A 24,879-nucleotide genomic window follows, 5' to 3' on the forward strand; every position below is an offset into this window, starting at 1 on the left:
CAATACCTATGGCGGCAATCGCACGAACTTTGTCCTGAGTGTGGATAAACGCTCGGCCCCCGGCTACGGTGTGGCCCGTTCCGGGGAGCACCGACGCCCCTTCCGGCTCCGCCGGTTTCCTTATCGCAGTGGGGAGTTCGACATGGACCGAAGGACTTTCAGCCGACGGATGCTGGTCGGCGGAGCGGCTGCGGCGGCGACCGGTGTGACATCGTTGTCACTCGGTGCGGTGGAGGCCAGTTCGGCGGAGAACCCGCCGCGCACGGCCCCGGCCGGGGGAGTGGTGCGCCGCATCAGGATGTACGCCGAGAAGCTGCCGAACGGGGAGCTGGGCTACGGCTTCGAGAAGGGCAAGGCGTCGATCCCCGGCCCCCTCATCGAGCTGAACGAGGGCGACACCCTGCACATCGACTTCGAGAACCTCACCGACGGCGACGTCAGCCTCCATGTCCACGGCGTCGACTACGACATCGCCAACGACGGCACCCGGATGAACAGGAGCCACGTCGAGGCCGGGGGCACCCGTACGTACACCTGGCGCACCCACGCCCCCGGCCGCCGCAAGGACGGTACGTACGAGCCCGGCAGCGCGGGCTACTGGCACTACCACGACCACGTCGTCGGCACGGACCACGGCACGGGCGGTATCCGCAAGGGGCTGTACGGGCCGCTCGTGGTGCGCAGGAAGGGCGACCCGCTGCCGGACCAGACGTGCACGGTCGTCTTCAACGACATGATGATCAACAACAAGACCGCCCACAACAGCGTCAACTTCGAGGCCACGGTGGGGGACCGGCTCGAATTCGTGATGATCACGCACGGCGAGTATTACCACACCTTCCACATCCACGGTCACCGCTGGGCGGACAACCGGACCGGCATCCTCACCGGCCCCGACGATCCGAGCCGGGTCATCGACAACAAGATCTGCGGCCCCGCCGACTCCTTCGGCCTCCAGATCATCGCGGGCGAACGGGTGGGCGCGGGGGCGTGGATGTACCACTGCCACGTACAGAGCCACTCCGACATGGGGATGGCCGGACTGCTGCTGATCAAGAAGCCCGACGGCACGATCCCGGGGTACGAACCGCACCATGCGGCGGGCGGGGCCGAGAAGAAGGCCCCCAAGGCCGCCGAGAACAAGGCCCCCGAGGACAAGGGAGCGGCGGAGCACCAGCACTGACCGGGTGCCGGGTCCGGCGTCCGGTCACTGCGAGCGGGACGGCCACTCCGGTCACTCCGGGCGGCCCAGCCGCTGCTGCTCCTCCTCCACGATCCGCCGGGCCAGGTCGCCGTCCGACACGTCCACGGCGTCCGGCGCGGCCTCCGCGAGATCGCTGCGCCGGGCGTACGCGTCGAACAGCCGGTCCTTGCGGGCGAGCAGCTCCACCATGCGCTGGTCCACGCTGTCCGCCGCCAGCAGCCGGTGCACCTGGACCGTGCGGACCTGGCCCATCCGGTGGGCGCGGGCGACGGCCTGGTGTTCCAGCGTCGGCTTGATCTGCGGTTCGCACAGGACGACCACCGACGCGGCCTGCATGTTCAGCCCGGTGCCCCCGGCCTGGATCTGGCTCAGCAGCACCGCGTGCCCGTCGGTCGCGGAGAAGGCGTCGACCAGCTCCTGCCGCCGGGCGGCGGGGAGACTTCCCGAGATCGGCCCGAACACGTCCGGCCCCAGCGCGTCGCCGACGGTGGCGAGCACCTCGCGGAAGTAGGAGAAGATGACGACCTTCAGCCCGTTGTCCCGTGCCTCCTCGACGAGTTCGCGCAGCCGCTCCAGCTTGGCGGATGCGGCGGGGTCGGCGTACGCGGCCCGGCGCATCCGCATGAACTGCCCGGATGCCACCGCTTCCCGGTACGCCACCAGGTCCCCGGCGCTGAACTCCTCCCACTCGTCCACGTGCACCAGCGCCGGGAGTTCGGCGAGGACGTCCACCTGGTTGCGGCGCAGATAGGCGGGGGCGACGGCCCGGCGGAACGCTTGCGAACCGGCGGCGCCATGCGTCGTACTCACCACATCGGCCAGTTCCGGGCGGAGTTGGCGGACGAGGCTCCGGAACTCCTCCACCCGGTTCTCCATCGGCGTCCCGGTGAGGAACAGGACGTGCTCGGCCCGCTCCGCCCACCCGGCGACCGCCTGGGCCCGCCGGGTGGCGGGGTTCTTCACGAAGTGGGCCTCGTCCACGACGAGCATCGACAGGGCGGTCCCGGCCTCGGGGAGCGTCCGCAAGGCGTCGAACGTGGTGAGGGCGACCCCACCCTTCGCCACCCACTCCGCGAACACCTCCAGCCGCTCCGGCCCGTGCACCGGCAGCGGGCGCAGGGTGGAGCGGGCCCGGACCTCCCGGTCCCAGTTGATCAGCACGCTCGCCGGGCACACCACGAGGAAATGGGTCTCGCCCCGCGCGGCGAGATGGGCGAGGGCGGCGATGGCCTGCACGGTCTTGCCGAGCCCCATCTCGTCCCCGATGATCACCCGCTTCTGTGCCAGCGCGAACCGCGCACCGAACGACTGGTAGCCGCGCAGGGAGACCCGCAGCCGCGCGTCGTCCAGCCGGAGCGCCCGCACCCGGTCCGCGATCCCGGCGGGCAGGAACCCCTCGGCGGCGTCCCGGTCCGGGCCGCTGCCCGACAGCTCGGCGAGCAGGCTGTAGTACTCGGCGGACCGCAGCTCGAAGTCCACCCACGCCCCGGGCGCCTGCTCCGGCGCCCGCAGCAGATCCACGGAGACCTGCCCGAAGAGCATGGGCAGCTCATGCTCCGCCGCCTCCGCGAGGGCTGTACGCACCCCGGCCACGGCGTCGACCGCCCGCCCCCGCGCCTCCTTGCCGCTGAACAGCATCCGCAGGCGACTCCCGGCCGGTGCGGCGGCGGCCACCAGCGGATCGAGCCGCTCGGCCAGCCGCTGTGCCGCCTCCACCGCCCGCCGCGCGTCGGGACCCGCCTCCACGAGCCGGTTCAGGGCGACGACCAGCGCGGTCGTGGTGTCGTCCGGGGCGTCCATGTCGATCCGTACGGAGACGGTCTCCCGCACCGCGTCGGCGATCTGCCCGGCCGCCGCCAGCGCCTGGTCGGCGGTGTGCGCCCCGACGCCGGGAATGAGCCGCAGCTCGTAGCGGGCGGTGCCGTGGACCTGCCCGACGGTGGTGAACCCGGCCTGTTCGAGGGCGGTGAGGCGGAGCCGGCCCTCGGTGACGTCCTTGAGCCGGGAGACGGGAATGGCGGTGAGCTCCTCCGCGACCAGGGAGGACAGGAGCGGGTCGAGGACATCCCGTACGGCCTCGACGGCACGGGCATGGTCCTCCCGTACGGCGGCCGCCCTGCCGAGCAGCGCCTGTGCCTCCGCGAGCAGCTCGCGGGCGGCACGGCCGGTGGCCGAAGGGCGGGCCTTCGCCCCGGTGTCCGTCATCGTCGGTCTCGCGTCTCGCCGCCATGGGAAGTGGTTCTTGTTGCCGTACGCCGCCGGGGGAAGTCCTCTTCCCCGCGTACGGTCATCGTCCCACGGCCCACTGACAGCCCCGGGCGCCGTCCCGCTTCGGCAGGCGGTCGGCACCTTCGAGGAGTCAAGGAGTCACGGGCGGGTCGGCACCCTCCAGGAGTCACCGTCCGGGGTCCGGTACCAGAGCGTGTGCTCCCCGTCCGGGGCCACGGTGAGGCCGAAGCGGTCCCACGTCGGCCTCGCGTGCGCGATCCACCAGGACCACGTCTGCTCGACGGTTTCCCAGAAGCCCCGGCCGTGATCCTGGTAGACGCCCCAGCCCTTGGCGCCTCCCTCCTCGTGGTATGTGACCTCGCCCCACCGGCCGTCCGGCAGGACCAGGCGGCGCATCGGCCCGCCCTCCTCCATGCCGTGCTGGAGGCTCAGGCCGGGCAGCCTCGTGGAGAGGAGGAATGCCAGGTGGGGGTTGTCGAAGTCCTCGATGGGGATGCCCGAGATCCCCTCGGAGCGCTCATCGAGATCTGCCGGTAGGGGCCGCACGGACCCGGCCTCCCGTCCGGCGGGCATGAAGGCCCCGCCGTCCTCCGTGAAGCGGCCGGAGAGGGCGCCGGTCGCATGGGCTTCCAGAAGTACGAGAGCGGCGCTCATCGGGCCGAACACGTTGGCGATGAGCCTGCCGCCCGGGGCGAGCGCCGTACGGATGGAGTCGGTGACGTACGGCAGCCCGAAGGAAAAGATCATCTTGTCGAACTGTCGCTGCCACCGCCACGAGGTGGCATCGGCCTCGATGATCCAGGGGTGGTGGCCCAGGGCCTCCAAGCGATCCCTTGCGGCGCCCGTACCGCTGATGTCGCACGCGGTGAGCCGGTCGGGCCCGGCCACCAGCTTCAGGATCAGCGCGGCCTGGTAGCCGGTGCCCAGCCCCGCGTCCAGAACGTCGTCCTCGGGTTCGATGCCGAGACCTTCGAGCATCCGCACCGTGAGGCTCGGCTGCGTACTGGACGAGATGGGCACACCGTGCCAACCGCCGTCCGCAGCCTCGGCCGACCCCAACTCCGTGACCAGGGAGGTGTTCGCGTAGATCGGCTCCAGCCACCGCGCACCGTCCTCCTCCGTGCGCCGCTGCCACAGCGTCGGCGAGCCGCCGCGCTGTTGGAAGTACGCCGGGACGAAGACATGCCGGGGAGTCGAGGCCACGGCCTCGTACACGGACCGCGAGGCGATGTCCCCGGACGCCCACAGGGAGACCGCCAAGGAGCGCGCCCCAGGGCCCCGGTTCAGAGTTCGCACCATTCCTCCAGAACAGTGGCGATGGCCTTCGCCACCGGCAGGTCGGGGGAGTCGGCCCAGGCCCACTGCCCGGACGGGTCGGCCCCCAGGAACAGCCACCTCCCCGAAGGCTGCACGATGAAGTCCGCCGCGAAATAAGCCAGATCCATCACGGCCCCGTACCGCCGCAACGACTGGAGCACCTCCTTCGGTGTCTCGATGGGGGTGAGCTCGATGAGTTGCAGTCCGAGCGCCAGTCGATACGGGCCTGATCGCTCGCTGCGTCGATACGGACGCAGAAGCACTCGTCCCCGATGAAGACGGCCCGGACCTCGAAGTCCTTCTCGATCCGCTCCTGGAAGAGGTGAGCCGTCAACTCGACTCCCTGGAGGGCGTCAAGGTCCGGTTCCCTGGTGTAGAGGGCCTCGTACCCGCCCGCATGGGCCACGACAGGTACACCCAGTGCCTTGGTGACGACCGAGCCGTTGACCATGCGCGAGAACCGCCGCACCGCGTCCGCCTCCGTGGTCACCAGAGTGTGGGGGACCGACAGACCCGCCGCGCGCGCCACTTGGAGCTGACGCGGCTTGAACTCGGCGGCCGACGCCTTGGCCGGATGGTTGAGATACGGAACGTCCAGGCTCGTCAGGATGCCGCCGAAACCGATGCTGGCGGCGCCTTGGGCGTACTGCTCGTCCGATGCGGACAGCCCCGAGAATCTGAACCCGTCCGGCCGGTTCCAGTACACGGCCTGGATGGCGGTCAGGTCGACGGTCCGCTCCCCCTGGGTGAGAACACCCTCCCAGTTCCACTGGGTGAACGTGGCGCGGAAGTTCAGCTCGGACGGGAACTCGGCCAGGTCCATACGGAACATGGGGACCCCCGCCGAGGCCAGCTCGCTGACGATCAGGTCGGTGCCGGCCTCGAACGGGTTGTCCACGATCAGGACCGTCACGCGATGGCCCCCTGGTCGCTGCCCTCACCCTGCGACGGCGGGGTGGTCGGGCCGCCGTCCGGGGCCGTCGTCTTCCGGCTCATGGCCATGGTGATCAGCGGCGTGCCGTCCACCATGGTCGCGGTCTGGGTCACCCGGTTGTACACGCGCGTCTCCCTACGCGGCACGGACAGGTCGACGGGCGTGAAACGCGCTCCTTGCAGCGCATAGGGGCGGACGGGTGCCGGGCGAAGCGCGACCGGCACCGGCCTGCCCAGGGGCAGTGGCACGATGATGTTCATGGAGTCCTCTCGAAGGGGTGAACTTCGTCGTTCAGCAACCAGGTTGGCCGCGTAGCCGTACGATCACCAGGGGTAATAGCTTCGAGTCCGTAACGCGGAAAAGTGGAGTCGCGCACATGGCGAGGCCACCGAAGGAGCTGACGCCCGAGAAGAGCGTGGAAGACCTGCTCGGGTCGAAAATCCGCAAGCTCAGACTGGCCCAGGGCTGGGAGATCACCGACCTGGCGGCGAAGGTGTTCGTCAGCCCGGGGCGGATCAGCTCGATCGAGACCGCGAACGACCCGCCGGGGCGGGACCTCACGGTGAAGCTTGAGCAGGTGTTCGGCGTGGACGGCGCCCTGCTGGAGCTTCAGATGCTCATCAAATCCGAGGCGTTCAAGAACTACGCTCAGCGGTTCCTGCGCGACCAGGCCGGTGCCCGGTCGATACATGAGTTCTCGCCCGGAGTTCCGGGGCTGCTCCAGACCGCCGACTACGCACGGGCGTTGATGGCGCTGGACTTCACGGACGATCCCGAAGGCTTGGAGGACTCCGTGGTCCGACGGGCCGAGAGGCAGGAGGTCTTCGGCCGGAAGAATCCGCCGTGGCTGTGGGTCGTCCTGGCCGAGCCCATTCTCTACCAGGGCCGTGGCAGTTCCGAGATCATGGCCCGGCAGATCGATCACCTGCTGGAGATGGGCGAACGCCCGTGCATCAACATCCAGGTGCTCCCGATCGACCAGCCCGCAGTGCCGGGCTCGATCAGTCTGCTGACGCTCCGGGACGGTACGCGAACCGCCTACGCCGAGGGGTTCAGCACAGGCACCTACTACCAGGAGCCCAGCGACGTCGATAGGCTCCAGAGGATCTACGATCACGTCCAGGCTGGCGCGTTGGACCTCGACGCGTCCGCACAGGTCATGAGGGACGCACGAAGGAAGCACCAGCGATGACACGGCAGTCTGATTGGCACATCAGCTCGTACAGCGGCACCAACGACAACTGTGTCGAGGTGAAGGTCATGGACGCGAGCCTTCCTGGTGTGGTCCGTGCCCGTGACAGCAAGGACATCAGCCTTCCCGAGGTGCGGGTTCCGGCTGCCGCGTGGGGTGCGTTCGTCGCGTACGTCAGTCACCCCGAGATCTGAGCCCAGAAGACACCCGAAACCTCCCCCCGGCCTGAGCCGGGGGGAGGTTTCTTCGGTTCCCGGCCACGGAACAGGCCGCCGCGATCCCCGCAGGCCCCGCACCTCGGCGTCACGGCCCCGCAGCCCGGACGGCCCTTCGCGGACTGCGGTTGTCAGTGGCCGGTGCGAGACTCGGAGAGGCAGGGAACAGCCTCGCACCGCCGTACGTCGGCGCCCCGGGATTCGCTGAAGGAGCCACGCCATGCGCAACCCCGCCTTCCCCGACGGAGCGCCCAACTGGGTCGATCTCGGCACGCCCGACCTGGACGGGACCACCGCCTTCTACGGGGGCCTTTTCGGCTGGGAGCACGTTCCCGGCGGGCCCGAGGTCGGGGGGTACGGGATGTACACCCTGGGCGGCCACACCGTCGCCGGGGTCATGACGGTCCCCGAGGAGCAGGCCGCCAGCGCCTGGTCGATCTACTTCCAGTCGCCCGACATCAACGCCACCGCCCAGCTGGTGACCCGGTCGGGCGGGCGCGCCGCGTTCTCGCCGATGGACGTGCTCGACTACGGGCGGATGGGCGGCTTCGCCGACCCGGCCGGGGCGTATTTCGGCGTCTGGCAGCCCCGGAAGAATCCCGGGCTCGGTGTGATCCAGGAGCCGGGCTCGCTCCTGTGGGTCGAGCTGTACACCCCTGACGTCCCGGCGGCGGCCGTGTTCTTCGCCGATGTCTTCGGCTGGCGGACCAACCCGTTGATCGTGGAGGGCACCCAGTACGTCTACACCACGGTCCACCCCGCGGGGACCGGCCCGGAGCTGTCGTTCGGCGGTCTGGTCACGATGAGCGACGTCCCGGCCGAGGCCGCGCGCGGCACCCACTGGCTGCCGTACTTCGCGGTGGACGACGTGGAGGCCACGGTGGACGCCGCGAAGCGGCTCGGCGGCGCGGAGTCGCTTCCGGCGATGGAGGTGCCCGGCGTCGGCACGATGGCCACCATCACCGATCCGTACGGGGCGGTCCTCGCGGTCATGAAGCCCCAGCCGAGGCAGGGGGAGGAAGGCGGCGCGCCGGGCGATTGATGAATCGTTGATCAGTCGTTTATCGCGGCCGGGCACGGTGGGTCCCATGCTGATCAATACAGTCACCGAGGACGCGCTCGACTGGCAGGAGACCGCGCTCTGCGCCCAGGCCGGGCCCGAGTTCTTCTTTCCGGCCCCCGGCAGTTCCACCCGCGAGGCCAAGCAGCTCTGCGGGGCCTGCGAGGGGCGCGTGGCCTGCCTGGAGTACGCACTCGCCAATGACGAGCGGTTCGGCGTCTGGGGCGGGCTCTCCGAGAAGGAGCGCGAGCGGCTGCGCCGGAAAGAACGCGAACAGGGCTGATCCACGTCCCGTACATGCCAGAATCCCGCTGTCATCCACCACCGGGCAGGGGAGTCGCGATGAGCACCGCGTACGACTACATCGTTGTCGGCGCCGGATCGGCGGGCTGCGTTCTGGCCGCCCGGCTCTCCGAGGACCCGACGGTCAGCGTCGCGCTCGTGGAGTCCGGCGGGGCCGACCGGAAGCCGGAGATCCGTATTCCGGCCGCCTTCCCGAAGCTGTTCAAGACCCCGTACGACTGGGATCTGCGCACTGTCGCCCAGCCGGGCCTGGACGGCCGCGAGCTGTACTGGCCGCGCGGCCACACTCTCGGCGGGTCCTCGTCCATCAACGCCATGATGTGGGTGCGCGGCCACCGGGACGACTACGACGCCTGGGCGCGGAGTGCGGGGGAGGAGTGGTCGTACGACGCGTTCGTACGGTACTTCCGGCGGGCGGAGCAGTGGACGGGGCCGACGGGCGCGAGCACCCCCCACGGCACCGGGGGGCCGCTCTTCATCTCACCGCCCCGCGACCCGAGCCCGCTGAGCGCGGCCTTCCTGGCCGCCTGCCGGGCCGACGGCCTCCCTGATCTGCCCGAGCTCAACGTGCCCGACCACAGCGGCTGTTCCCTCACCCCGCTCAACCAGCGCCGGGGCCGCCGCTGGAGCGCGGCCGACGGCTACCTGAAGCCGGCCGGCCGCCGGGCCAACCTCCACATCCTCACCGGTACCCGGGTCAGCTCCCTCGCTTTCGACGGGCCCCGGGTCACCGGGGTGTACACCGGGACCGCCCGCCCCGGCCGCCTCACCGCCCGCCGCGAGGTCGTCCTCAGCGCGGGCGCGATCGGCTCGCCCCACCTCCTGCTCCGCTCCGGCATCGGTGACCCCGAGGCGCTCCGGGCGGCGGGGATCGAGGTGCGGGCCGCCTCTCCGGACGTCGGCCGCAACCTCCAGGACCACCTGTCCTTCGCTCTCACCGTGCGCTGCCCGCAGCCGGTGACCCTGACCGGCGCCGACACCCCCGCCAACCTCGCCCGCTACCTCCTGGCCCGGCGCGGCCCGCTGACCTCCAACGTCGGGGAGGCCGTCGCGTTCGTCCGCTCCTCCCCGGAACTGGCCGCGCCCGACCTGGAGCTGATCTTCGCCCCGGCGCCCTTCATCAACCACGGACTGGCCGCCCCCACCGAGCACGGCATCACCCTCGGCGTTATCCTTCTCCAGCCCGGGAGCACCGGCCGCATCACCCTCGCCCCCGACTCCCAGGGTGTGCGGATCGACCCGGGGTACCTCACCGACGCCTCCGACCTCCGCCGCCTGATCGCGGGCGTCCGCCGCGCGGAGAGCCTGCTCGCCTCGCCTCAACTCGCCGCGCACACCGGGGAACCCATGGGCTTCTACCCCGGGGTGGTCGACGATACGGAGCTGGCCCGGGCGATCCGCGGTGCGGCCGAGACCCTGTACCACCCGGTCGGCACCTGCCGGATGGGCGAGGACGAGGACGCGGTGACCGACCCCCGGCTCCGGGTGCGCGGGGTGGCGGGGCTGCGGGTCGTGGACGCGTCGGTGATGCCGGGGATCACACGCGGCCACACCCACGCCCCGACCGTCGCCCTCGCGGAACGCGCCGCCGAACTCATCCGCGCGGACGCCCGGGTGGGGGCGGGGGCCCGGTAGCCGGGAGGGCCGCGCCGGTGCGCCGGTTCCTGGGCCCGGCGTGCCCCGGCCCGCCCCCGGCTCCGTAAACCCCTGGGGCAGGTCGCTCCCGGCACGGCACAATCGCTCCATGACCGACGCACAGCCCCTCGCCCTCGCCGCCGCCCTCCTCGATGCGCTCGAACCCCTCTCGCACCCGCGGCGCATGCGCGAACTCGCCGTACGGGCAAGGCGGCTGGCGGAACAGGGAGTGCTGCGTCCCGTGCTCGACGAGCTGGACGGCGGTGACCCGTACGAGCGGCGGATCGCCGTGGTCGCCGCCGCCGTCGGCCGGGACGCCGAGTGGATCGGGGCGCACATCACGGACGAGGACCGGATCGTACGCGGTCATGCCCTGCGCGCGGCCCGGAGCCTCGGGGTGCCGGACTCCGTGTACGAGGAGGCGTTCGCCGACGCGCCCGCCGTCGTACGGCGGCAGCTCGTCCGGGCGATCGTCCTGGACCGGCGCACCGCACTCGCCGACCGGCTGATCACCACCCTCCGCACGGTCTGGGGCGACACCGAGGCGGCCCGGCTGCTGCCCGGGTGCTCGGCCGCCGTGGTGGCGGACCTCCTGCCCGGGCTGCTGCGTTCGGTGGACGGCTGGTCCTCGCTCGGCCACCACCACCCCGGCCCGCTGCTCGACGCGGTGACGGCCGAGCTGGCCGCCCTCCCCGCCGCCGAACGCGACGGCTGGGGGCACTGGTACGGCTACGACCGGGGCATCGCCGCGGCGGCGAGGACCCTCCCGCACCGGGTGCTCGACCTCCTCGAGCGGTACGGCCCCGCCCGGCTCCCGACCCCGCTCCTCGGCGGCCTCGGGCACCTCGCCGCCGCCGACCCCGCCCGGTTCGCCCGGCTGCTCCACACCCCCGGCACCTGCGCCCTGCCGGACCGCGCGCTCAGCTGTACCCTGCTGCGCCGACTGGTGCGGGAGCTGCCCGACGGCCCCGTCGCCGAACTGGCCCGCGACACCCCGCGCCTGCTGCCCCGGCTGCTCCTCGCCCTGCCGCCCGCCCGCCGCGCCGCCGTCCACGAAGCGGTTCTGGCGGGCCGGGGGGAGGGTGCCGAAGTCGTCGTCGACACCGCCCTGCTGGACGCGTTGTCCCGTAACCATGTGGCGTCCGTCGCGCGTCGCCTGGCCGACCGCGCCCGGACCCGGGGCGCCGACCGCGCCACCGTTCTGCGCGCCGAGTCCTACCTGCCCTTCGGCGAGGTACGGGAACGGCTCCTGGCGGCCACCCGCGAACCCGCCGCCGACGACCGGGCCACCGCCTGGTCGCTGCTCGTCCGCAACGCGGGGCGCTCCGGCGACCCGGCCACCGCGGCCACCGTGCTGGAGGACCTGCTGCGGCTGCGCAACGAACAGGACCCCGTCCGCTCCGCCGCGCTGCGGGCCCTGCTCACCGTCCCGCCCGCCCTGTTCACCGACGCCGTGGAGCCGCTGCTCGACCGCATCGCCGCCGACGCGGTGGAGGCCCGCGACTCCTCCGCCGGGAGCCGTTCCGCCCTCAGCTCGCTCGCCGTGGCCGTCCTGCGCGAACACGCGGTCACCGGGGAACGCGCCCTGCTCAACTGGGCGCTGCGCACCCTGGTCCGGATCTCCGGCAACAGCGGCAGCGCCGACCTCGGCCGACTGGACCGGACCCTGCGCCGGGGTCAGGAGCACACCGTCCTCGAAGCGCTGCTGCCCTGGCTGGAGGCGGGCGCCGAACGCTCCGACTACGACCTGGTGCTGGCCCTCGCCCGGGCCCTCGGGCGCCGCGCCGACACCCTGCCCGGCCTTCAGGAGCTGCTGTGGCAGGCCGTGTGCTACGGCGGCGAGTCCACCGTCCGCACCGCCGTCGAGCTCTGGCTCCGGTCTCCGGCGGACCGGGACGCCCGGGTGGAGCGGCTGCTGACCCGCGACCCCTCCGCCGCCGCGCTGCCCGCCGTCCAGCGGGTCCTGACCACCCGGCGCACCGATCTGCTCGACGCGTACCTCTGGGGGACTCCGCCGTGGGGCCGCTTCCTTACCTCCGGCACGGTGTGGAGCGTCGGTACGGACTCCGCCGCGGCCTGCTGGGTCCCGCGCCAGCAGCGTGCCGTACAGATGCGGTGGGAGCTGACGGTGGCGGACGAGAAGCTCCCGCTGTACGCGCGCGGCGCGGCGCTCCGGCAGCTCGCCCGGCTCCCCGGGCGGGGCGCCGACGCCGTACGGGCCTGGACGGACGCCCCCGACGTGGTGCTCGCGGAAGCGGCGCTGGCCGCCCTCGCGCACACCGACCGGCCCGCCGACACCCTGCCCGATCTGCTCGCCCACGCCGGGGACGACCGGGCCCGCGTCGCGCTGTACGCGGCGGGCCGGGCCGCCGCCCACGCCCGCCCCTCGCGGCTCCGCGCGCTGCTCGCCGAGCGCACGGCACCCGGCGCGGGGAAGGTGACCTCCCGCAAGGAGACGGTCCGGCTGGCCGCGGCCCTGCTGCCGCTGCCCGACGCCGCCGCCGTCCTCGCCGACGCCTACGCACAGCCGGAACAGCACCCCGATGTACGGGCCGCCTGTGTGGCCTCCGGTACGGAGCTGCTCGGCGACGAGCGGATGTGGGAAGTGCTGGCGGACGCGGCGACGGGCGAACGCGCGCTGCGCAAAGCCGTCCTGCTGACCCACCCGAACGAGCTGGACCCCGGCCACCGGCCGCGCTACGCGAAGCTGGTGCGGAGCGTCTGCGCGTCGGACGACGACGAAGTCGTCTCCCTCGGCCACCAGGCACTGGTCCGGTGGCTGCCCTGGGCGCCCGGAGCCGTCACCGTCCTGGTCGACGCGCTCACCGACATGGACCGGCGCGGAACCTGGCGTTCCACCGCCGTCGCCCTGGCCGAGGCCGCCCCTGCCGGTGAGCAGGCGGCCAACGCGCTGAAGCGCGCGCTGACCCTGCTGGCCACGGGAGAGACGGCGGACGACGCGGGAGCCGAGCGGGACCGGCCCGCCCGGCAGCGCCTCCAGGGGCTGACCGACGCGCTGACGCGCTGGTCCGGTCCGCCCGACCCCTCACGCGGGGCCGTCCTCGCCGAGGCCGGGCGGACCCTCGCGGGCCACCGCGACCTCGTACCGCAGGCGGTGTCCCTGCTCATGGAGTCGCTGGAGTTGGCGGGCCGGGACGCCGACGCGCTGCACGCGGCCCTGGTGGAGCTGGCCGCCCTGCACACGGACCGCCCCGCGCTCGCCGCCCGCACCGCCCGTACCGTCGGGCAGCGGGTCCAGCACGCCCGCGGGGCCGACACCGGTGATCCGGAGGTGCTGCTCGACGTCGTCGCCCGGCTGGCGGCGACCGGCGGTCTCACGGAGGGGCTGTTCGCCGCCGAGCTGACAGTGGCGTGCGGTCGGCGCACCGAATGGCCCGGCCCCTGGCGTACGCAGCTGAGGATGCTCCGCCTGCACCCCTGCGGCGATGTGCGCGATGTGGCGTACGCGCAGTTCACCGCGGCGGAGTGACAGGACGCGCGCCACCGGGGCGGCGGGGGAACGTCATGCGTCGCGCGTGCTGTGAGGGGCGGTGCAGCAGGCGCGTCAGGCGCGGCCCCGGGCCGCCATCCGGGCCTTGCGGGCGGCGAGCTTCTCGTCGAACTTCGCCGCCTCGCTGTCCAGCCCGCCCATGTACAGACCGAGCTCCTCCTGCGCCTTTGCACCCTCCGGGCCGAGGCCGTCGATGCTCATGACCTTCAGGAAGCGCAGCACCGGCTGGATCACGTCGTCGTGGTGGATGCGCATGTTGTAGATCTCGCCGATCGCCATCTGCGCGGCGGCCCGCTCGAAGCCGGGCATCCCGTGGCCGGGCATCCGGAAGTTGACGACGACATCGCGCACGGCCTGCATGGTCAGGTCCGGGGCCAGCTCGAAGGCGGCGCCCAGGAGGTTGCGGTAGAAGACCATGTGCAGGTTCTCATCGGTTGCGATCCGGGCCAGCATCCGGTCGCAGACCGGGTCGCCGGACTGGTGGCCGGTGTTGCGGTGCGAGACGCGGGTGGCCAGCTCCTGGAAGGCGACGTACGCGACGGAGTGCAGCATCGAGTGCCGGTTGTCCGACTCGAAGCCCTCCGCCATGTGCGCCATGCGGAACTGCTCCAGCTTGTCCGGGTCCACGGCGCGCGAGGTGAGCAGGTAGTCGCGCATCACGATGCCGTGGCGGCCCTCCTCCGCCGTCCAGCGGTGCACCCAGGTGCCCCAGGCGCCGTCACGGCCGAAGAGGGAGGCGATCTCGTGGTGGTAGCTGGGGAGGTTGTCCTCGGTGAGGAGGTTCACCACGAGCGCGATCTTGCCGATGTCGGTGACCTTCGACTGGTCCGCCGCCCACGCCTCGCCGTCCTCGAAGATGCCCGGGAAGTTCCGGCCGTCGGAGAACGGCACGTACTCGTGGGGCATCCAGTCCTTCGCGACCTTGAGATGCCGGTTGAGCTCCTTCTCCACCACCTCTTCCAGCGCGTACAGCAGCTGGGCGTCGGTCCACGCCTTCGAACTGCCGAGGTGGGGAGAGGTGATCGTCACGGGGAGCTCCTGGGGACGGGAGGTGGGGACGGGAATTACCTACGGCTTCGTAGGTTACGAGACCGTAGGTTAAGGCGACCGTAAGGGCAAAGCCAAGCCCGTCCCCGGCGGTACCCGGTCACGTACCGTTATCCGCGCAGCTCAAGGTGGTCTTTCACGGGGTTCCGGGGGTCACCGGGCGGCTCCGGGCAGGCCCAGGTCCCGCCGCAAGTACTCGGCGGTAACCGAGGTGCGGTCCGCCAGCAGCCCCTTCGGCGTCCCCGCGAAGACCAGCTCCCCGCCCTTCTTCCCGCCGTCCGGGCCGAGATCGATCACCCAGTCCGCCCGCTTCACCACCTCCAGGTTGTGTTCCACGCAGATCACCGTGTTCCCCGCGTCGACCAGCCGGTCCAGCAGATCCACCAGTGCCCCCGTGTCGGCCAGGTGCAGCCCGGTCGTCGGCTCGTCCAGGACGTACACGCCGGAGGTGTGGTGCAGCTGCGTGGCGAGCTTGATCCGCTGGCGCTCGCCGCCGGAGAGGGTGCTGAGCGGCTGCCCGAGCGTCAGGTAGGTGAGGCCGACCTCGTCGAGCGTGCGCAGTCTGCGCAGCAGGGCGCGGTCCTCGAACAGCCCGACCGCCTGCGCCGCCGTCATCTCCAGTACGTCGGCGATGGACCGGCCGCCGACCCGGTGTTTCAGCACGTCGTCGTGGAACCGGCGGCCCTCGCACTCCCGGCAGGTCGTGCTGACCGGGTCCATGAACGCCAGGTCGGTGGTGATCACCCCCCGGCCCGAGCAACCCGGGCAGGCGCCCGCGGAGTTGAAGCTGAACAGCCCCGCGTCGACGCCGTTCTCCCGGGCGAAGACCTTGCGGATGGTGTCCAGTGCGCCGATGTACGAGACCGGGGTCGAGCGGGACGAGGCGGTGATCGCGCTCTGGTCGACGACCACCGCCTGCGGGTGGGCCGCCGTGAACACCTCCGAGACCAGCGTCGACTTGCCCGAACCCGCCACGCCCGTCACCACGGTCAGCACCCCGGTGGGGAACGAGACGTCCAGCTTCTTCAGATTGTGCAGATCGGCTCCACGGACCGGGAGCTGACCGGTGGGGGAGCGGAACTCGCTTTTGAGGGAGGTGCGTTGCCGCAGGGACCGGCCGGTCAGTGTGTCCGCCTCACGCAGCCGGTCGAACGGCCCCTCGAAGACGATGTGCCCGCCCTCCGAACCGGCCCGGGGGCCCATGTCGACGATGTGGTCCGCCACCGCCATCACATCCGGGTCGTGCTCGACGACCAGCACGGTGTTGCCCTTGTCGCGCAGCCGTACCAGCAGATCACCGAGCCGCCCCACGTCCCGGGGGTGCAGCCCCACGCTCGGCTCGTCGAAGACGAAGGTCAGCCCGGTCAGCGAACTCCCCAGGTGCCGCACCATCTTGAGCCGCTGCCCCTCCCCTCCCGACAGCGTGCTCGTCTCCCGGTCCAGGCTCAGATAGCCGAGCCCGATCCCCACGAGCCGCTCCAGCCGCTCACGGGCCGCCGCGGCGATCGGGCCGCCCACCGGATCGTCGATCCGGCCCAGGACGCCGACGAGATCGGCCACCTCCATCCGCCCGTAGTCGGCGGGCGAGAGCCCGTCGATACGGGTGGCGAGCGCCGCCGCGTTCAGCCGCGCCCCGCCGCAGGAGCCGCAGACCCGCTCGACGGTGAACCGGGCCGCCGACTCGCGCCGCTTCTCCGACAGCGTGGCGGTGTCGCGCTTGAGGTAGAGCCGCTCGAACCGCGTGACCACCCCCTCGAACCGCATCTCCGCCGAGGAGGCCGGCGCGCCGACCCGGACGGTGAACCCGGAGCCGTACAGCAGCAGTTGCCGTTCCTCCTCGCCGAACTCCCGGATCGGCAGGTCGTTGTCGAACCGCCCCGACCCGCCGTACAGGCTCCACTCCCAGCTGCCGACCCCCAGCCCGGGCAGCAGCAGCGCCCCCTCGTTCAGCGACTTCGACCAGTCCACCGCCCGGTCCAGGTCGAGCCGGACCGTACGCCCCACGCCGTCGCACGCGGGGCACATGCCGGTCGGGTCGTTGAAGGAGTACGCGGTCGCCCCGCCCGCGCTCGGCGTGCCGTACCGGGAGAACAGCACCCGGATCACCGACCAGATGTCCGTCGCCGTGCCCACGGTCGAGCGGATGTTGCCACCCAGCGGCTTCTGGTCGATGACGACGGCCACGGACAGGTCCTCCATGGACTCCGCCCGGGGCCGTTCGTACTTCGGCAGCCGGTTCCGCAGGAACGAGGTGAAGGTCTCGTTCAGCTGCCGCTGGGACTCCACGGCGATCGTGTCGAAGACGACCGACGACTTCCCCGAACCGGACACGCCCGTGAAGACGGTGATCCGGCCCTTGGGCAGGGTGAGGGAGACGTCCCGCAGATTGTTCTCGTGCGCTCCGGTGATGGTGATGCCGCGTTCGGTGCCGTGCCGCAGGCCGGTGGTGGTGTGGTGATCCATACCGGCGACGCTAGGCGGGATACCCGACAGCTTCTGTCGCCTTTTCCCGTGGACCTTCTACGGATCTTCCACGGGCTCTCTGTGGATCTTCCGCGGGCCTTCTGCCGACCTTCCGTCGCCCCTCACCGCCCCGCCCGTACCTCCTCCGGCGTCGTGTCCCGCAGCTCCCCGTCCAGCCGCAGCCACCGGGTGACCCCGATCGACTCCAGGAACGGCACGTCGTGGCTCGCCACGATCAGCGCCCCCTCGTACGCCGCCAGGGCTTCGGTGAGCCGTCGTACGCTCGCGAGGTCCAGGCTGTTCGTCGGCTCGTCCAGCAACAGCAGCCGGGGCGCCGGGTCCGCCAGCAGCAGCATCGCCAGCGCCGCCCGGAAGCGCTCCCCGCCCGACAGCGTCCCGGCCGCGTGGTCGGCGGCGCCCCCCTTGAACAGGAAGTGCGCCAGCCGGGCCCGGACGCCGTTGTCCGTCAGCCCGGGTGCCGACCGCTGCACGTTCTCCACCACCGACAGCGCCTCGTCCAGCACGTCCAGGCGCTGCGGGAGGAACCCCAGCGGCACCAGCGCCTCCACCTCGCCGGAGACCGGGGCGAGCTCACCCGCGACCGTCCGCAGCAGCGCCGTCTTGCCCGCCCCGTTGCGCCCGGTCAGCGCGATCCGCTCGGGGCCGCGCACCGCGAACTCCCCGCGCAGCGGAGGACCGTAGGGCGGCACAGGATCACGCAGGAGCAGCACCTCGCTCCCCGGATGCACCCGGGTCCTCGGCAGCGCGATGCGGATCTCCTCGTCCGCGCGGACCGCCGCCTCCGCCTCGCCGAGCCGCTCCCTGGCCTCCGCCAGCCGCTCGGTGTGCAGGATGCGGTGCTTGCCCGCCGACTCCTGGGCGGACCGCTTGCGCTGGCCCATCACCACTTTGGGCTCCCGCTTGGTGTCCCACATCTTCTGCCCGTACCGCCTGCGCCGGGCCAGCTTCATATGGGCGTCGGCCAGTTCGCGCTTCTGCCGCTGCACATCCGACTCGGCGGCCCGCACCATGCGCTGCGCCGCCTCCTGCTCGATCGCGAGCGCCTCCTCGTACGCCGACAGGTTCCCGCCGTACCAGGTGACCGAGCCCTCCCGCAGATCCGCGATCCGGTCCACCCGCTCCAGCAGCTCACGGTCGTGGCTCACCACGAGCAGCGCCCCGGTCCAGGCGTCCACGGCGTCGTACAGCCTCTTGCGGGCGACCGCGTCCAGGTTGTTCGTCGGCTCGTCCAGCAGCAGCACCCCGGGGCGGGCCAGCAGCAGCGCGGCCAGCCGCAGGAGGACGCACTCGCCACCGGACATCTCCCCGACCGTGCGGTCCAGGCCGATGTGCCCGAGGCCGAGCCCGTCCAGGAGGGCGCGGGCGCGCACCTCCACGTCCCAGTCGTCACCGATCACCGTGAAGAGCTCCTCGCGGACGTCACCCGCCTCGACGGCGTCGATCGCCGCCCGCCGCTCCGCGATGCCCAGCGCCCGGTCGACCCGCAGGGCGGTGTCCAGGGTCACGGTCTGCGGCAGATACCCCAGCCCGCCGACGGTCCTGATCTGCCCCTCCAGCGGGGCGAGTTCACCGGCGATCAGCCGCAACAGGGTGGATTTGCCGCACCCGTTGAGCCCGATCAGCCCGGTACGGCCGGGGCCCATGGCGAAGTCGAAGCCGGAGAAGACCTCGGTGCCGTCGGGCCAGGAGAAGGAGAGGGAGGCACAGCTGATGTGGGTGTCGGACGCTGACATACGGGTCTCCCGTGTACGTCGGAGGAGAGGGTGAGGGGACGGCTGAGAGGCTGAGATCGCACACGGGCGCCTTCGGCCACGACGGGGCGTGGCGGCGCCGCACGGTGCGGGGGGCCTCAGATCAGCAACGTCCTTCTCCGATCCGACGACTACAGGGACAACACGACGGTAGAGCCGGGGCGCACGGCCCGGCAACGGGTTTTCCGGCTGTCCGGCTCAGAGGGTCGGCGGTCCGCCGGTCAGCAGGCGCCGCCGAGCAGATCGGTCAGGTCCCGGTCCAGATCCAGATAGCGGTACTCGTCGCCCACCGGCACCAGCTCCTGCGCCCGCTCCAGGAAGTGACGCAGCTCCGCCGTGCGTACGTGGACCATGGCGATGCCCTCGGCGGCGTGGAACTCCAGCACCGTCCGCTCGTACCCGAACGGCCGGACCCGGACGTCACCCTCCCCGGCCGGAGTGTCGATGCCGGCCGTCAGCAGCTCGCGGGAGAACTCCCAGGACACCTCGGTCCCCTCCAGGGTCGCCGGGGCCGGGAAGGCCATCCGCACGGCGAAGGGGTCCTTGAAGTCGTAACTCAGAGTGGCCGGCAGGGTTTCCATCCGCGGTGCGGACGCGACCATGCGGGCCTGCACGGACTGCTCGATAACGCTGGACAAGACCTGCTCCCTTTCGCGGCTGGGTGAACGGTTCCCGGCATTGGAGTAGACGACGGAAAGCATCGATCCGTGCACCGGCTGGTGGCGTGAGCTGCGTCACCGCCTTCAGCGGCTCGCCCACACCCGCCACACACCTGCACTCCTGCCCCGTCGGTGGCGAGGCACCCCAAGGGCCTCGCCACCGATCACCCCCTGAGGGCCGTCCTCTCCCTCAGAGCCTTCAGGTCCCTCAGGTGCCCACCGGCTTCCGCTCCTGGTTCCCCTTGACGGACCCGCGCTCCATCCGGTCGAGCCAGCCGCCGCCGTCCGGCTGCTGCTGGGAGGCGATGGACTTGCCGTACCGCAGTCGGACGAACGTCTCCGGGAGCCGCGCCTCCAGCCGCCGGTACGCGATACGGCCGAACAGCCACGCGGCCACCGCCCCGTTCAGCACACCGACGGGCACCGCGGCCCACGCCAGGAGGGTCCGGCCCGTCAGCAGCGCGGGCACCGCGAGGGCGACGGTCGGCAGCGCGGACAGCAGCGTCCCGTACAGGGCGATCCAGAGCTGGTACGAGATGTCCCCCGCGTCGTTCGGCCCGACCCGGTATTTGGGGTCGACGCCCGGTGTGGCCGCGACGACCGACAGCAGCACCGCCACCCCCGCCGCACACCCCAGCACCGCCGGGAGCAGCGCCGACGCGAGCGCCCAGAAGCGGTGCTCGCCCGAGAACAGGGTGAACGCCGCCGTCAGGACGACCGACGCCGGGCCGAAGAGGACCAGCAACGCCGCCTGGCGGCCCCGGATGTCCGCGCGCACGGCCCCCCGGCCCGCGCCGACCACCGTAAGCCAGAGCGCCGTGCCGTCCTGGCCCAGCAGGTTGCACGAGGTCAGCGCGGTCATCAGCGCCAGCGCGAGCCCCGTGAAGGCCAGCAGTTCAGGCACCCGGGAGACCAGCCCGATCAGCCCGATGAACAGACCGGTCCAGGCGCCGGACTGGAGCTCCAGCGACCGCCAGGGGTCGCGCCACCACTGCCGCAGCTCCCTCCCCATGACCGCCCCCGTCGCCGTACCGGGCAGGACCGGCCGCCCCGTCAGCACCTGGCTGCCCAGCGGCCGGAAGCGCCGCCGCGAGGTGCGGACCGGGGTGCGCGGGGTCAGCACGAGCGCGCACACCCCCGCCATCGCGACGGCGGCGGCCGTCAGGGCCAGCAGCCACCCGAGCGCCGCCCCCCACCGGCCCCCTGCCGCCGCCTCGACGGCGAGAACCGGCCACGCCGTCGGGAACGCCTCCAGGACCCGGGCCGCCGTTCCGCCCGGCAGCCCGTCGCGCACGACCGCCGCCACCCCCTGCTGGGTGCTGGAGACCGCCAGCCACCCGGTGAACAGCCCCGCGATGAGGAGCCCGTACTGGATCGCCGACATGGTCACCCCGAGCCGGGAGCCCATCGCCGAGCCCATCAGCGCGTACACCGTCCGCGACAGCGCCACCATGAACACCAGCAGCGGCGGTACGGCGAGCAGCGCCACCGGCAGCACGGGAAGAGACCCCCGGTCGACGGCGTGCACGCCCACGGCCCCCAGTGACAGCACGGTCACGGCGGGGCCGTAGCCGACGCACGCCGTGGCGAGCAACGCCAGGCCGAGACGGCGTCGGCCCACCGGCAGCAGAGAGAAGAACGCCGGCCGCAGCACCCCCGCCCCCGACGCGAAGACCGGGCCGAGCATCCAGCCCACCCCCCACACCGCGAGCACCAGCAGCAGCACGTCACGCCGGGCGTCCGCCCCACCGGCCGACAGGACCGCGCCCCAGGTGGCGAGGACGGCCCCCGGCCAGAACACCACCCGGCTGAGCCGCACACCGTCGGACGAGTGGCCCAGGACCGTGAACTTCAGCCGCACCAGCGGCTGGACGATCCCCAGGAAACCGGTCGGCGATCCGCCACCGGCCCCGGTCAGGAATCCAGCCATGTCAGCTCCTCCTCGGCGACGGAGCGCTGACCGACCAGCGTGACGAAGGCGTCCTCCAGACTCCCCGCGCCGCTCACCTCCGCGAGCGTGCCGTCCGCCCGCACCTTTCCGTCCGCGATCACCGCGACCCGCTCGCAGACCTGTTCCACCAGCGGCATCACATGACTGGAGATGACCACCGAACCGCCCGCGGCGGCGAACCTCCGCAGAATCGCGGTCAGCACCCGTGCCGACACCGGATCGACGGCCTCGTACGGCTCGTCGAGGACGAGCACCTTCGGCGCGTGCAGCAGCGCCGTGGCCAGACCGATCTTCTTCCGCATCCCCGTCGAGTACTCGATGAGCAGGGTGCCCGCCTTCTCCGCCTCGTCCAGTTCGAGCACGCGCAGCAGCTCCACGGTCCGCGCCCGCACGATCTCGCGGTCGATCCCGCGCAACTGCCCCCAGTAGGTGAGCAGTTCACCGCCGGTCAGCCGTTCGGGCAGCGCCAGACCGTCGGGCAGCACCCCCAGCAGGCGCTTCGCGTCCTCGGGCCGCTCCCATACGTCGACACCGAGCACCCGCGCCGTCCCCGCGTCGGGCCGCAGCAGCCCGACCGCCATGGACAGTGAGGTGGTCTTGCCCGCGCCGTTCGGTCCGACGAGCCCCATCAGACAACCGCGCGGCACCGCGAGGGTCACCGCGTCGGCGGCCGGTCTGCCGTTGAAGGACTTCGTCAGACCGGCCAGTTCGAAGCCGGGGCCGATCGTGTCGGCAGTCGTGTCTTCCATACGCCGAGCCTGGCCGCTCCCCGAGGCCCCGGTCCATCGGCCGACCGGCCAGAGGGCCCTGGCCGACCGGCCAGAATCCGCACCGCCGGACGGAACGGGCGGCCGGGCGTGCTTACGCTTCCCCGGTGAGCGAACCCGGTGCCCGTCACCCCCTTCCGCGGTCGCCGCTGCCCGGGGAGCTTGCGGCGGCGGGCCGCACCGGCCCGCCGGAAGCAGGACGCGTACGCCGTACGCCGCGTGACTGGGCGGTCGACTGCCTCGCCTTCGGCTGGGCCCTTCTGTGCGGTGCGGTGCTCCTCCGGGTCGTCGCCGACTACGACCACCTGCCGCTCTGGATCAGGGCGCTGGACGTACCGCTCGGCGCGCTGGCCTGTCTGGCCCTGTGGTGGCGGCGGTCGTATCCGGTGACCGTCGCCCTGATCGGGATACCGGCCATGTCGTTCGCCAACACCTCGGTGGGCGCCGCGACGGTGATCCTGCTCAATCTGGGGCTCCGGGTCCCCTGGCAGCGGGCGCTGCCGGTCGTCGCCCTGTGCATCGTGACGGTGGCCCCCTACGTGCTCGTCTACAGCGTCCCCCACGAAGGCGGCTGGGCCGTCGCCTCCTTCATCCTCGCCTACTACCTGGCCTTCTTCTCCTGGGGCAGCGCGCTGCGGGCCCGTCGGCTGCTGGTGCTGAAACTGCGTGAGGACGCGGACCGGGAGCGGGCGGAGCATGCCCGGCGGCTCGCCGACAGCCGCCGGGCCGAACGGGCCGCCATCGCACGGGAGATGCACGATGTGCTGGCCCACCGGATCTCGCTGCTCTCCGTACACGCCGGGGCCCTCGTCTACCGGACGAAGCAGACGGACGCAGGCCGGGCACCCGCGCTGAGCGGCGCCGAGATCGTCGAGAGCGCACAGGTCATCCGTGACAACGCGCACCAGGCCCTGGAGGAGCTGCACGACATGCTGCGTGTGCTGCGCTCCGACGAACGCCATGAGCCGGGCCCGGGGGACCGGCGCGGCGCCACGGCCGACAGCACGGCGGCCCCGCAGCCGAGGATGGCCGACATCGCGCACCTGGTCGAGGAGGCGCGGGCCGCGGGCCAGCAGATCGATCTACGGGCCGAGGGCCGCGCGGCGACCTGCGTACGGGACGAAGCTCCTGATTCCACCGGCCTACGGGACGAAGTCCCCGATCCCGACGACGTACGGGACGACCCCTCCGGCCCCACCGGTCCGCAGCGCCCCGTCCCGCGCTCCCAGGTCCAGCGCACCGCCTACCGTCTGGTCCAGGAGGGCCTGACCAACGCCCGCAAGCACGCCCCGGGCGCACGGGTGACGGTACGGGTCGCGGGCGCGCCCGGCGCGGGGCTGACCGTGGAGGTCCGCAGCCCGCTGCCGGTCGGGGTCACCACCTCCGAGATCCCGGGTGCCGGCGCCGGGCTGACCGGGCTCCGCGAGCGGGTGGAACTGGACGGCGGCTCCCTGGAACACGGCAGCAGGGAAGGCGCGTTCGTCCTCCGGGCGCGGCTACCGTGGCCCTGACCGTGGAGCCGTGGCACGACCGTCATGAACACGGGGTTCAGGCGAAGGGGAGCTGGATGGTTCGGGTGCTGCTGGCCGACGACGACGCGCTGGTCCGCGCCGGGCTGCGGCTGATGCTGCGCGGGGCGGCCGGGATCGAGGTCGTCGCCGAGGCGGCCGACGGCGCGGCGGTGGCGGACGCCGTACGGGACAGCGCGCCCGATGTGGTGCTGATGGACATCCGGATGCCGGTGATGGACGGGATCACGGCGACGCGCGAGGTGACCGGCGCCCCGGAACCGGGCCCGCGCGTGATCGTCCTGACCACGTTCGACGCCGAAGGGCTGGTGCTGCGGGCGATGCGTGCCGGTGCGGCCGGGTATCTCCTCAAGCACACCGACCCCGAGGAGATCGTCGAGGCTGTGTACCGCGCGGCCCGCGGCGAACCGGTCCTCTCGCCCTCCGCCGCCCGCGCCCTGATCGACCACGCGGCCGCCGGGGACGGCACCGACACGCGTACGGCCGACGCGGCACGGCGGCTCGCGCTCCTGTCGCCGCGCGAACGCGAGATCGCGGACGCCGTCGCCGACGGACGCTCGAACGCGGAGATCGGGGAGCGGCTGTTCCTCTCCGTCGGCACCGTCAAGGCCACGGTCTCCAGCGCCCTGGCCAAACTGGGCCTCGACAACCGCATCCAGCTGGCCCTGCTGGCCCACGACGCCCGCCGCCATGACGCCGTGGACGCCCCTGAGGAGTTCTCCTAGCCGGGCAACTCCTGCTTGAATGGCGCGAGTTCCGGTGCCGTCTTCGTCGCGATGAACTCCGTGATCCGGTACGCGCAGACCCCGTGCGCGGCGAAGGGGTCGGCCGCGGCGATCTCCTCGATCCGCGCCCGGTCGTCCCCGACGGCGAGGATCACCCCGCCGTCCCGGGGGTTCTTGCGGCCGGAGGCGATGAAGACGCCCGCCGTGTACTGCTCGTCCAGCCATGCGATGTGCTCCCGCATCAGCGCGTCCGCGCGCTCGACCGGGGCGGTGTAGGTCAATTCGAGTACGAACATGGCCGCCAGGCTACGGGACCGGGCCGCCCGCCGAGGGCCGCCCCCGGCACCCCTCCGGCACCGCCTAAGC

18 protein-coding genes and 1 pseudogene are annotated in these 24,879 nt (G+C 72.3%); 9 read left to right on the forward strand and 10 right to left on the reverse strand.

The features are described 5' to 3' along the window. Positions 1-142 precede the first annotated feature (142 nt). Positions 143-1,183, forward strand: a complete 1,041-nt coding sequence (locus B7C62_32420) for a copper oxidase (protein ID ARF76469.1) — start codon at positions 143-145, stop codon at positions 1,181-1,183. A gap of 51 nt (positions 1,184-1,234) precedes the next feature. Here the strand turns inward: B7C62_32420 and B7C62_32425 are convergent, their stop codons facing one another. From B7C62_32425 to B7C62_32435, 3 genes and pseudogenes are all read right to left on the reverse strand, one after another. Beyond that, complete coding sequence (locus B7C62_32425) at positions 1,235-3,409, reverse strand: helicase SNF2 (GenBank protein ARF76470.1); 2,175 nt, start codon at positions 3,407-3,409, stop codon at positions 1,235-1,237. Positions 3,410-3,571: 162 nt separating this feature from the next. Further along, positions 3,572-4,732, reverse strand: coding sequence for a hypothetical protein (locus tag B7C62_32430; GenBank protein ARF76471.1), 1,161 nt, complete (start codon positions 4,730-4,732; stop codon positions 3,572-3,574). Next, a pseudogene (locus tag B7C62_32435) lies at positions 4,717-5,663 on the reverse strand (hypothetical protein). Before B7C62_32435 ends, B7C62_32430 begins: the two are co-directional and overlap by 16 nt. 397 nt (positions 5,664-6,060) lie before the next feature. On the opposite strand from B7C62_32435, the gene B7C62_32440 reads away from it, so the two are divergent. From B7C62_32440 to B7C62_32465, 6 genes are all read left to right on the forward strand, one after another. After that, the gene (locus B7C62_32440) at positions 6,061-6,876 is read left to right on the forward strand and encodes a DNA-binding protein (GenBank protein ARF76472.1); all 816 of its coding nucleotides are present in this window, start codon (positions 6,061-6,063) and stop codon (positions 6,874-6,876) included. Continuing rightward, the gene (locus B7C62_32445; GenBank protein ARF76473.1) at positions 6,873-7,070 is read left to right on the forward strand and encodes a DUF397 domain-containing protein; all 198 of its coding nucleotides are present in this window, start codon (positions 6,873-6,875) and stop codon (positions 7,068-7,070) included. Before B7C62_32440 ends, B7C62_32445 begins: the two co-directional genes overlap by 4 nt. Before the next feature lie 241 nt (positions 7,071-7,311). Beyond that, positions 7,312-8,133 carry a hydroxylase gene (locus B7C62_32450; GenBank protein ARF76474.1) on the forward strand — a complete coding sequence of 274 codons (822 nt, stop codon included), beginning with the start codon at positions 7,312-7,314 and terminating at the stop codon, positions 8,131-8,133. Positions 8,134-8,179: 46 nt separating this feature from the next. Further along, entirely contained in the window at positions 8,180-8,434 is a 255-nt protein-coding gene (locus B7C62_32455) for a transcriptional regulator (protein ARF76475.1), read from the forward strand. A 59-nt stretch (positions 8,435-8,493) separates the two neighbouring features. Further along, a complete protein-coding gene (locus tag B7C62_32460; protein ID ARF76476.1) occupies positions 8,494-10,089 on the forward strand; it encodes a choline dehydrogenase in 1,596 nt (531 codons plus the stop codon). A gap of 109 nt (positions 10,090-10,198) precedes the next feature. Then, on the forward strand, positions 10,199-13,579 hold the full coding sequence (locus tag B7C62_32465) for a hypothetical protein (protein ID ARF76477.1): 3,381 nt from the start codon (positions 10,199-10,201) through the stop codon (positions 13,577-13,579). 75 nt (positions 13,580-13,654) lie between these two features. Here B7C62_32465 and B7C62_32470 read toward each other — a convergent pair whose 3' ends face one another. The 6 genes from B7C62_32470 to B7C62_32495 form a co-directional block, all read right to left on the reverse strand. Next, positions 13,655-14,629 carry an acyl-ACP desaturase gene (locus tag B7C62_32470; GenBank protein ID ARF76478.1) on the reverse strand — a complete coding sequence of 325 codons (975 nt, stop codon included), beginning with the start codon at positions 14,627-14,629 and terminating at the stop codon, positions 13,655-13,657. 171 nt (positions 14,630-14,800) lie between these two features. Then, entirely contained in the window at positions 14,801-17,110 is a 2,310-nt protein-coding gene (locus tag B7C62_32475; protein ID ARF76479.1) for a daunorubicin resistance protein DrrC, read from the reverse strand. 122 nt (positions 17,111-17,232) lie between these two features. Further along, on the reverse strand, positions 17,233-18,864 hold the full coding sequence (locus B7C62_32480; GenBank protein ARF76480.1) for an ABC transporter: 1,632 nt from the start codon (positions 18,862-18,864) through the stop codon (positions 17,233-17,235). Between the two features lie 239 nt (positions 18,865-19,103). Continuing rightward, positions 19,104-19,520, reverse strand: coding sequence for a regulator (locus tag B7C62_32485; GenBank protein ARF76481.1), 417 nt, complete (start codon positions 19,518-19,520; stop codon positions 19,104-19,106). Positions 19,521-19,749: 229 nt separating this feature from the next. Beyond that, the gene (locus B7C62_32490) at positions 19,750-21,417 is read right to left on the reverse strand and encodes a hypothetical protein (protein ARF77473.1); all 1,668 of its coding nucleotides are present in this window, start codon (positions 21,415-21,417) and stop codon (positions 19,750-19,752) included. A gap of 38 nt (positions 21,418-21,455) precedes the next feature. Continuing rightward, positions 21,456-22,241, reverse strand: coding sequence for an ABC transporter ATP-binding protein (locus B7C62_32495; protein ID ARF76482.1), 786 nt, complete (start codon positions 22,239-22,241; stop codon positions 21,456-21,458). Between the two features lie 125 nt (positions 22,242-22,366). Here B7C62_32495 and B7C62_32500 point away from each other — a divergent pair, with 125 nt between their 5' ends. Together B7C62_32500 and B7C62_32505 are read left to right on the forward strand one after the other, a co-directional pair. After that, positions 22,367-23,770 carry a hypothetical protein gene (locus B7C62_32500; GenBank protein ARF76483.1) on the forward strand — a complete coding sequence of 468 codons (1,404 nt, stop codon included), beginning with the start codon at positions 22,367-22,369 and terminating at the stop codon, positions 23,768-23,770. A 56-nt stretch (positions 23,771-23,826) separates the two neighbouring features. Further along, complete coding sequence (locus B7C62_32505) at positions 23,827-24,513, forward strand: DNA-binding response regulator (protein ARF77474.1); 687 nt, start codon at positions 23,827-23,829, stop codon at positions 24,511-24,513. On the opposite strand, the gene B7C62_32510 is transcribed toward B7C62_32505, so the two are convergent. Then, positions 24,510-24,809, reverse strand: coding sequence for a hypothetical protein (locus tag B7C62_32510; GenBank protein ARF76484.1), 300 nt, complete (start codon positions 24,807-24,809; stop codon positions 24,510-24,512). The two genes, B7C62_32505 and B7C62_32510, sit on opposite strands and share 4 nt — an antisense overlap. Positions 24,810-24,879 lie beyond the last annotated feature (70 nt).

It is taken from the genome of Kitasatospora albolonga (genome assembly GCA_002082585.1).
In the GTDB taxonomy this organism is placed as follows: Bacteria; Actinomycetota; Actinomycetes; order Streptomycetales; family Streptomycetaceae; genus Streptomyces; species Streptomyces stephensoniae.

Bases quoted from the DNA above. Each gene is read 5' to 3' on its own strand.
- B7C62_32420 (ARF76469.1), top strand. From the start codon at position 143: ATGGACCGAAGGACTTTCAGCCGACGGATGCTGGTCGGCGGAGCGGCT.
- B7C62_32425 (ARF76470.1), bottom strand. From the start codon at position 3,409: ATGACGGACACCGGGGCGAAGGCCCGCCCTTCGGCCACCGGCCGTGCC.
- B7C62_32430 (ARF76471.1), bottom strand. From the start codon at position 4,732: ATGGTGCGAACTCTGAACCGGGGCCCTGGGGCGCGCTCCTTGGCGGTC.
- B7C62_32440 (ARF76472.1), top strand. From the start codon at position 6,061: ATGGCGAGGCCACCGAAGGAGCTGACGCCCGAGAAGAGCGTGGAAGAC.
- B7C62_32445 (ARF76473.1), top strand. From the start codon at position 6,873: ATGACACGGCAGTCTGATTGGCACATCAGCTCGTACAGCGGCACCAAC.
- B7C62_32450 (ARF76474.1), top strand. From the start codon at position 7,312: ATGCGCAACCCCGCCTTCCCCGACGGAGCGCCCAACTGGGTCGATCTC.
- B7C62_32455 (ARF76475.1), top strand. From the start codon at position 8,180: ATGCTGATCAATACAGTCACCGAGGACGCGCTCGACTGGCAGGAGACC.
- B7C62_32460 (ARF76476.1), top strand. From the start codon at position 8,494: ATGAGCACCGCGTACGACTACATCGTTGTCGGCGCCGGATCGGCGGGC.
- B7C62_32465 (ARF76477.1), top strand. From the start codon at position 10,199: ATGACCGACGCACAGCCCCTCGCCCTCGCCGCCGCCCTCCTCGATGCG.
- B7C62_32475 (ARF76479.1), bottom strand. From the start codon at position 17,110: ATGGATCACCACACCACCACCGGCCTGCGGCACGGCACCGAACGCGGC.
- B7C62_32480 (ARF76480.1), bottom strand. From the start codon at position 18,864: ATGTCAGCGTCCGACACCCACATCAGCTGTGCCTCCCTCTCCTTCTCC.
- B7C62_32495 (ARF76482.1), bottom strand. From the start codon at position 22,241: ATGGAAGACACGACTGCCGACACGATCGGCCCCGGCTTCGAACTGGCC.
- B7C62_32505 (ARF77474.1), top strand. From the start codon at position 23,827: ATGGTTCGGGTGCTGCTGGCCGACGACGACGCGCTGGTCCGCGCCGGG.
- B7C62_32510 (ARF76484.1), bottom strand. From the start codon at position 24,809: ATGTTCGTACTCGAATTGACCTACACCGCCCCGGTCGAGCGCGCGGAC.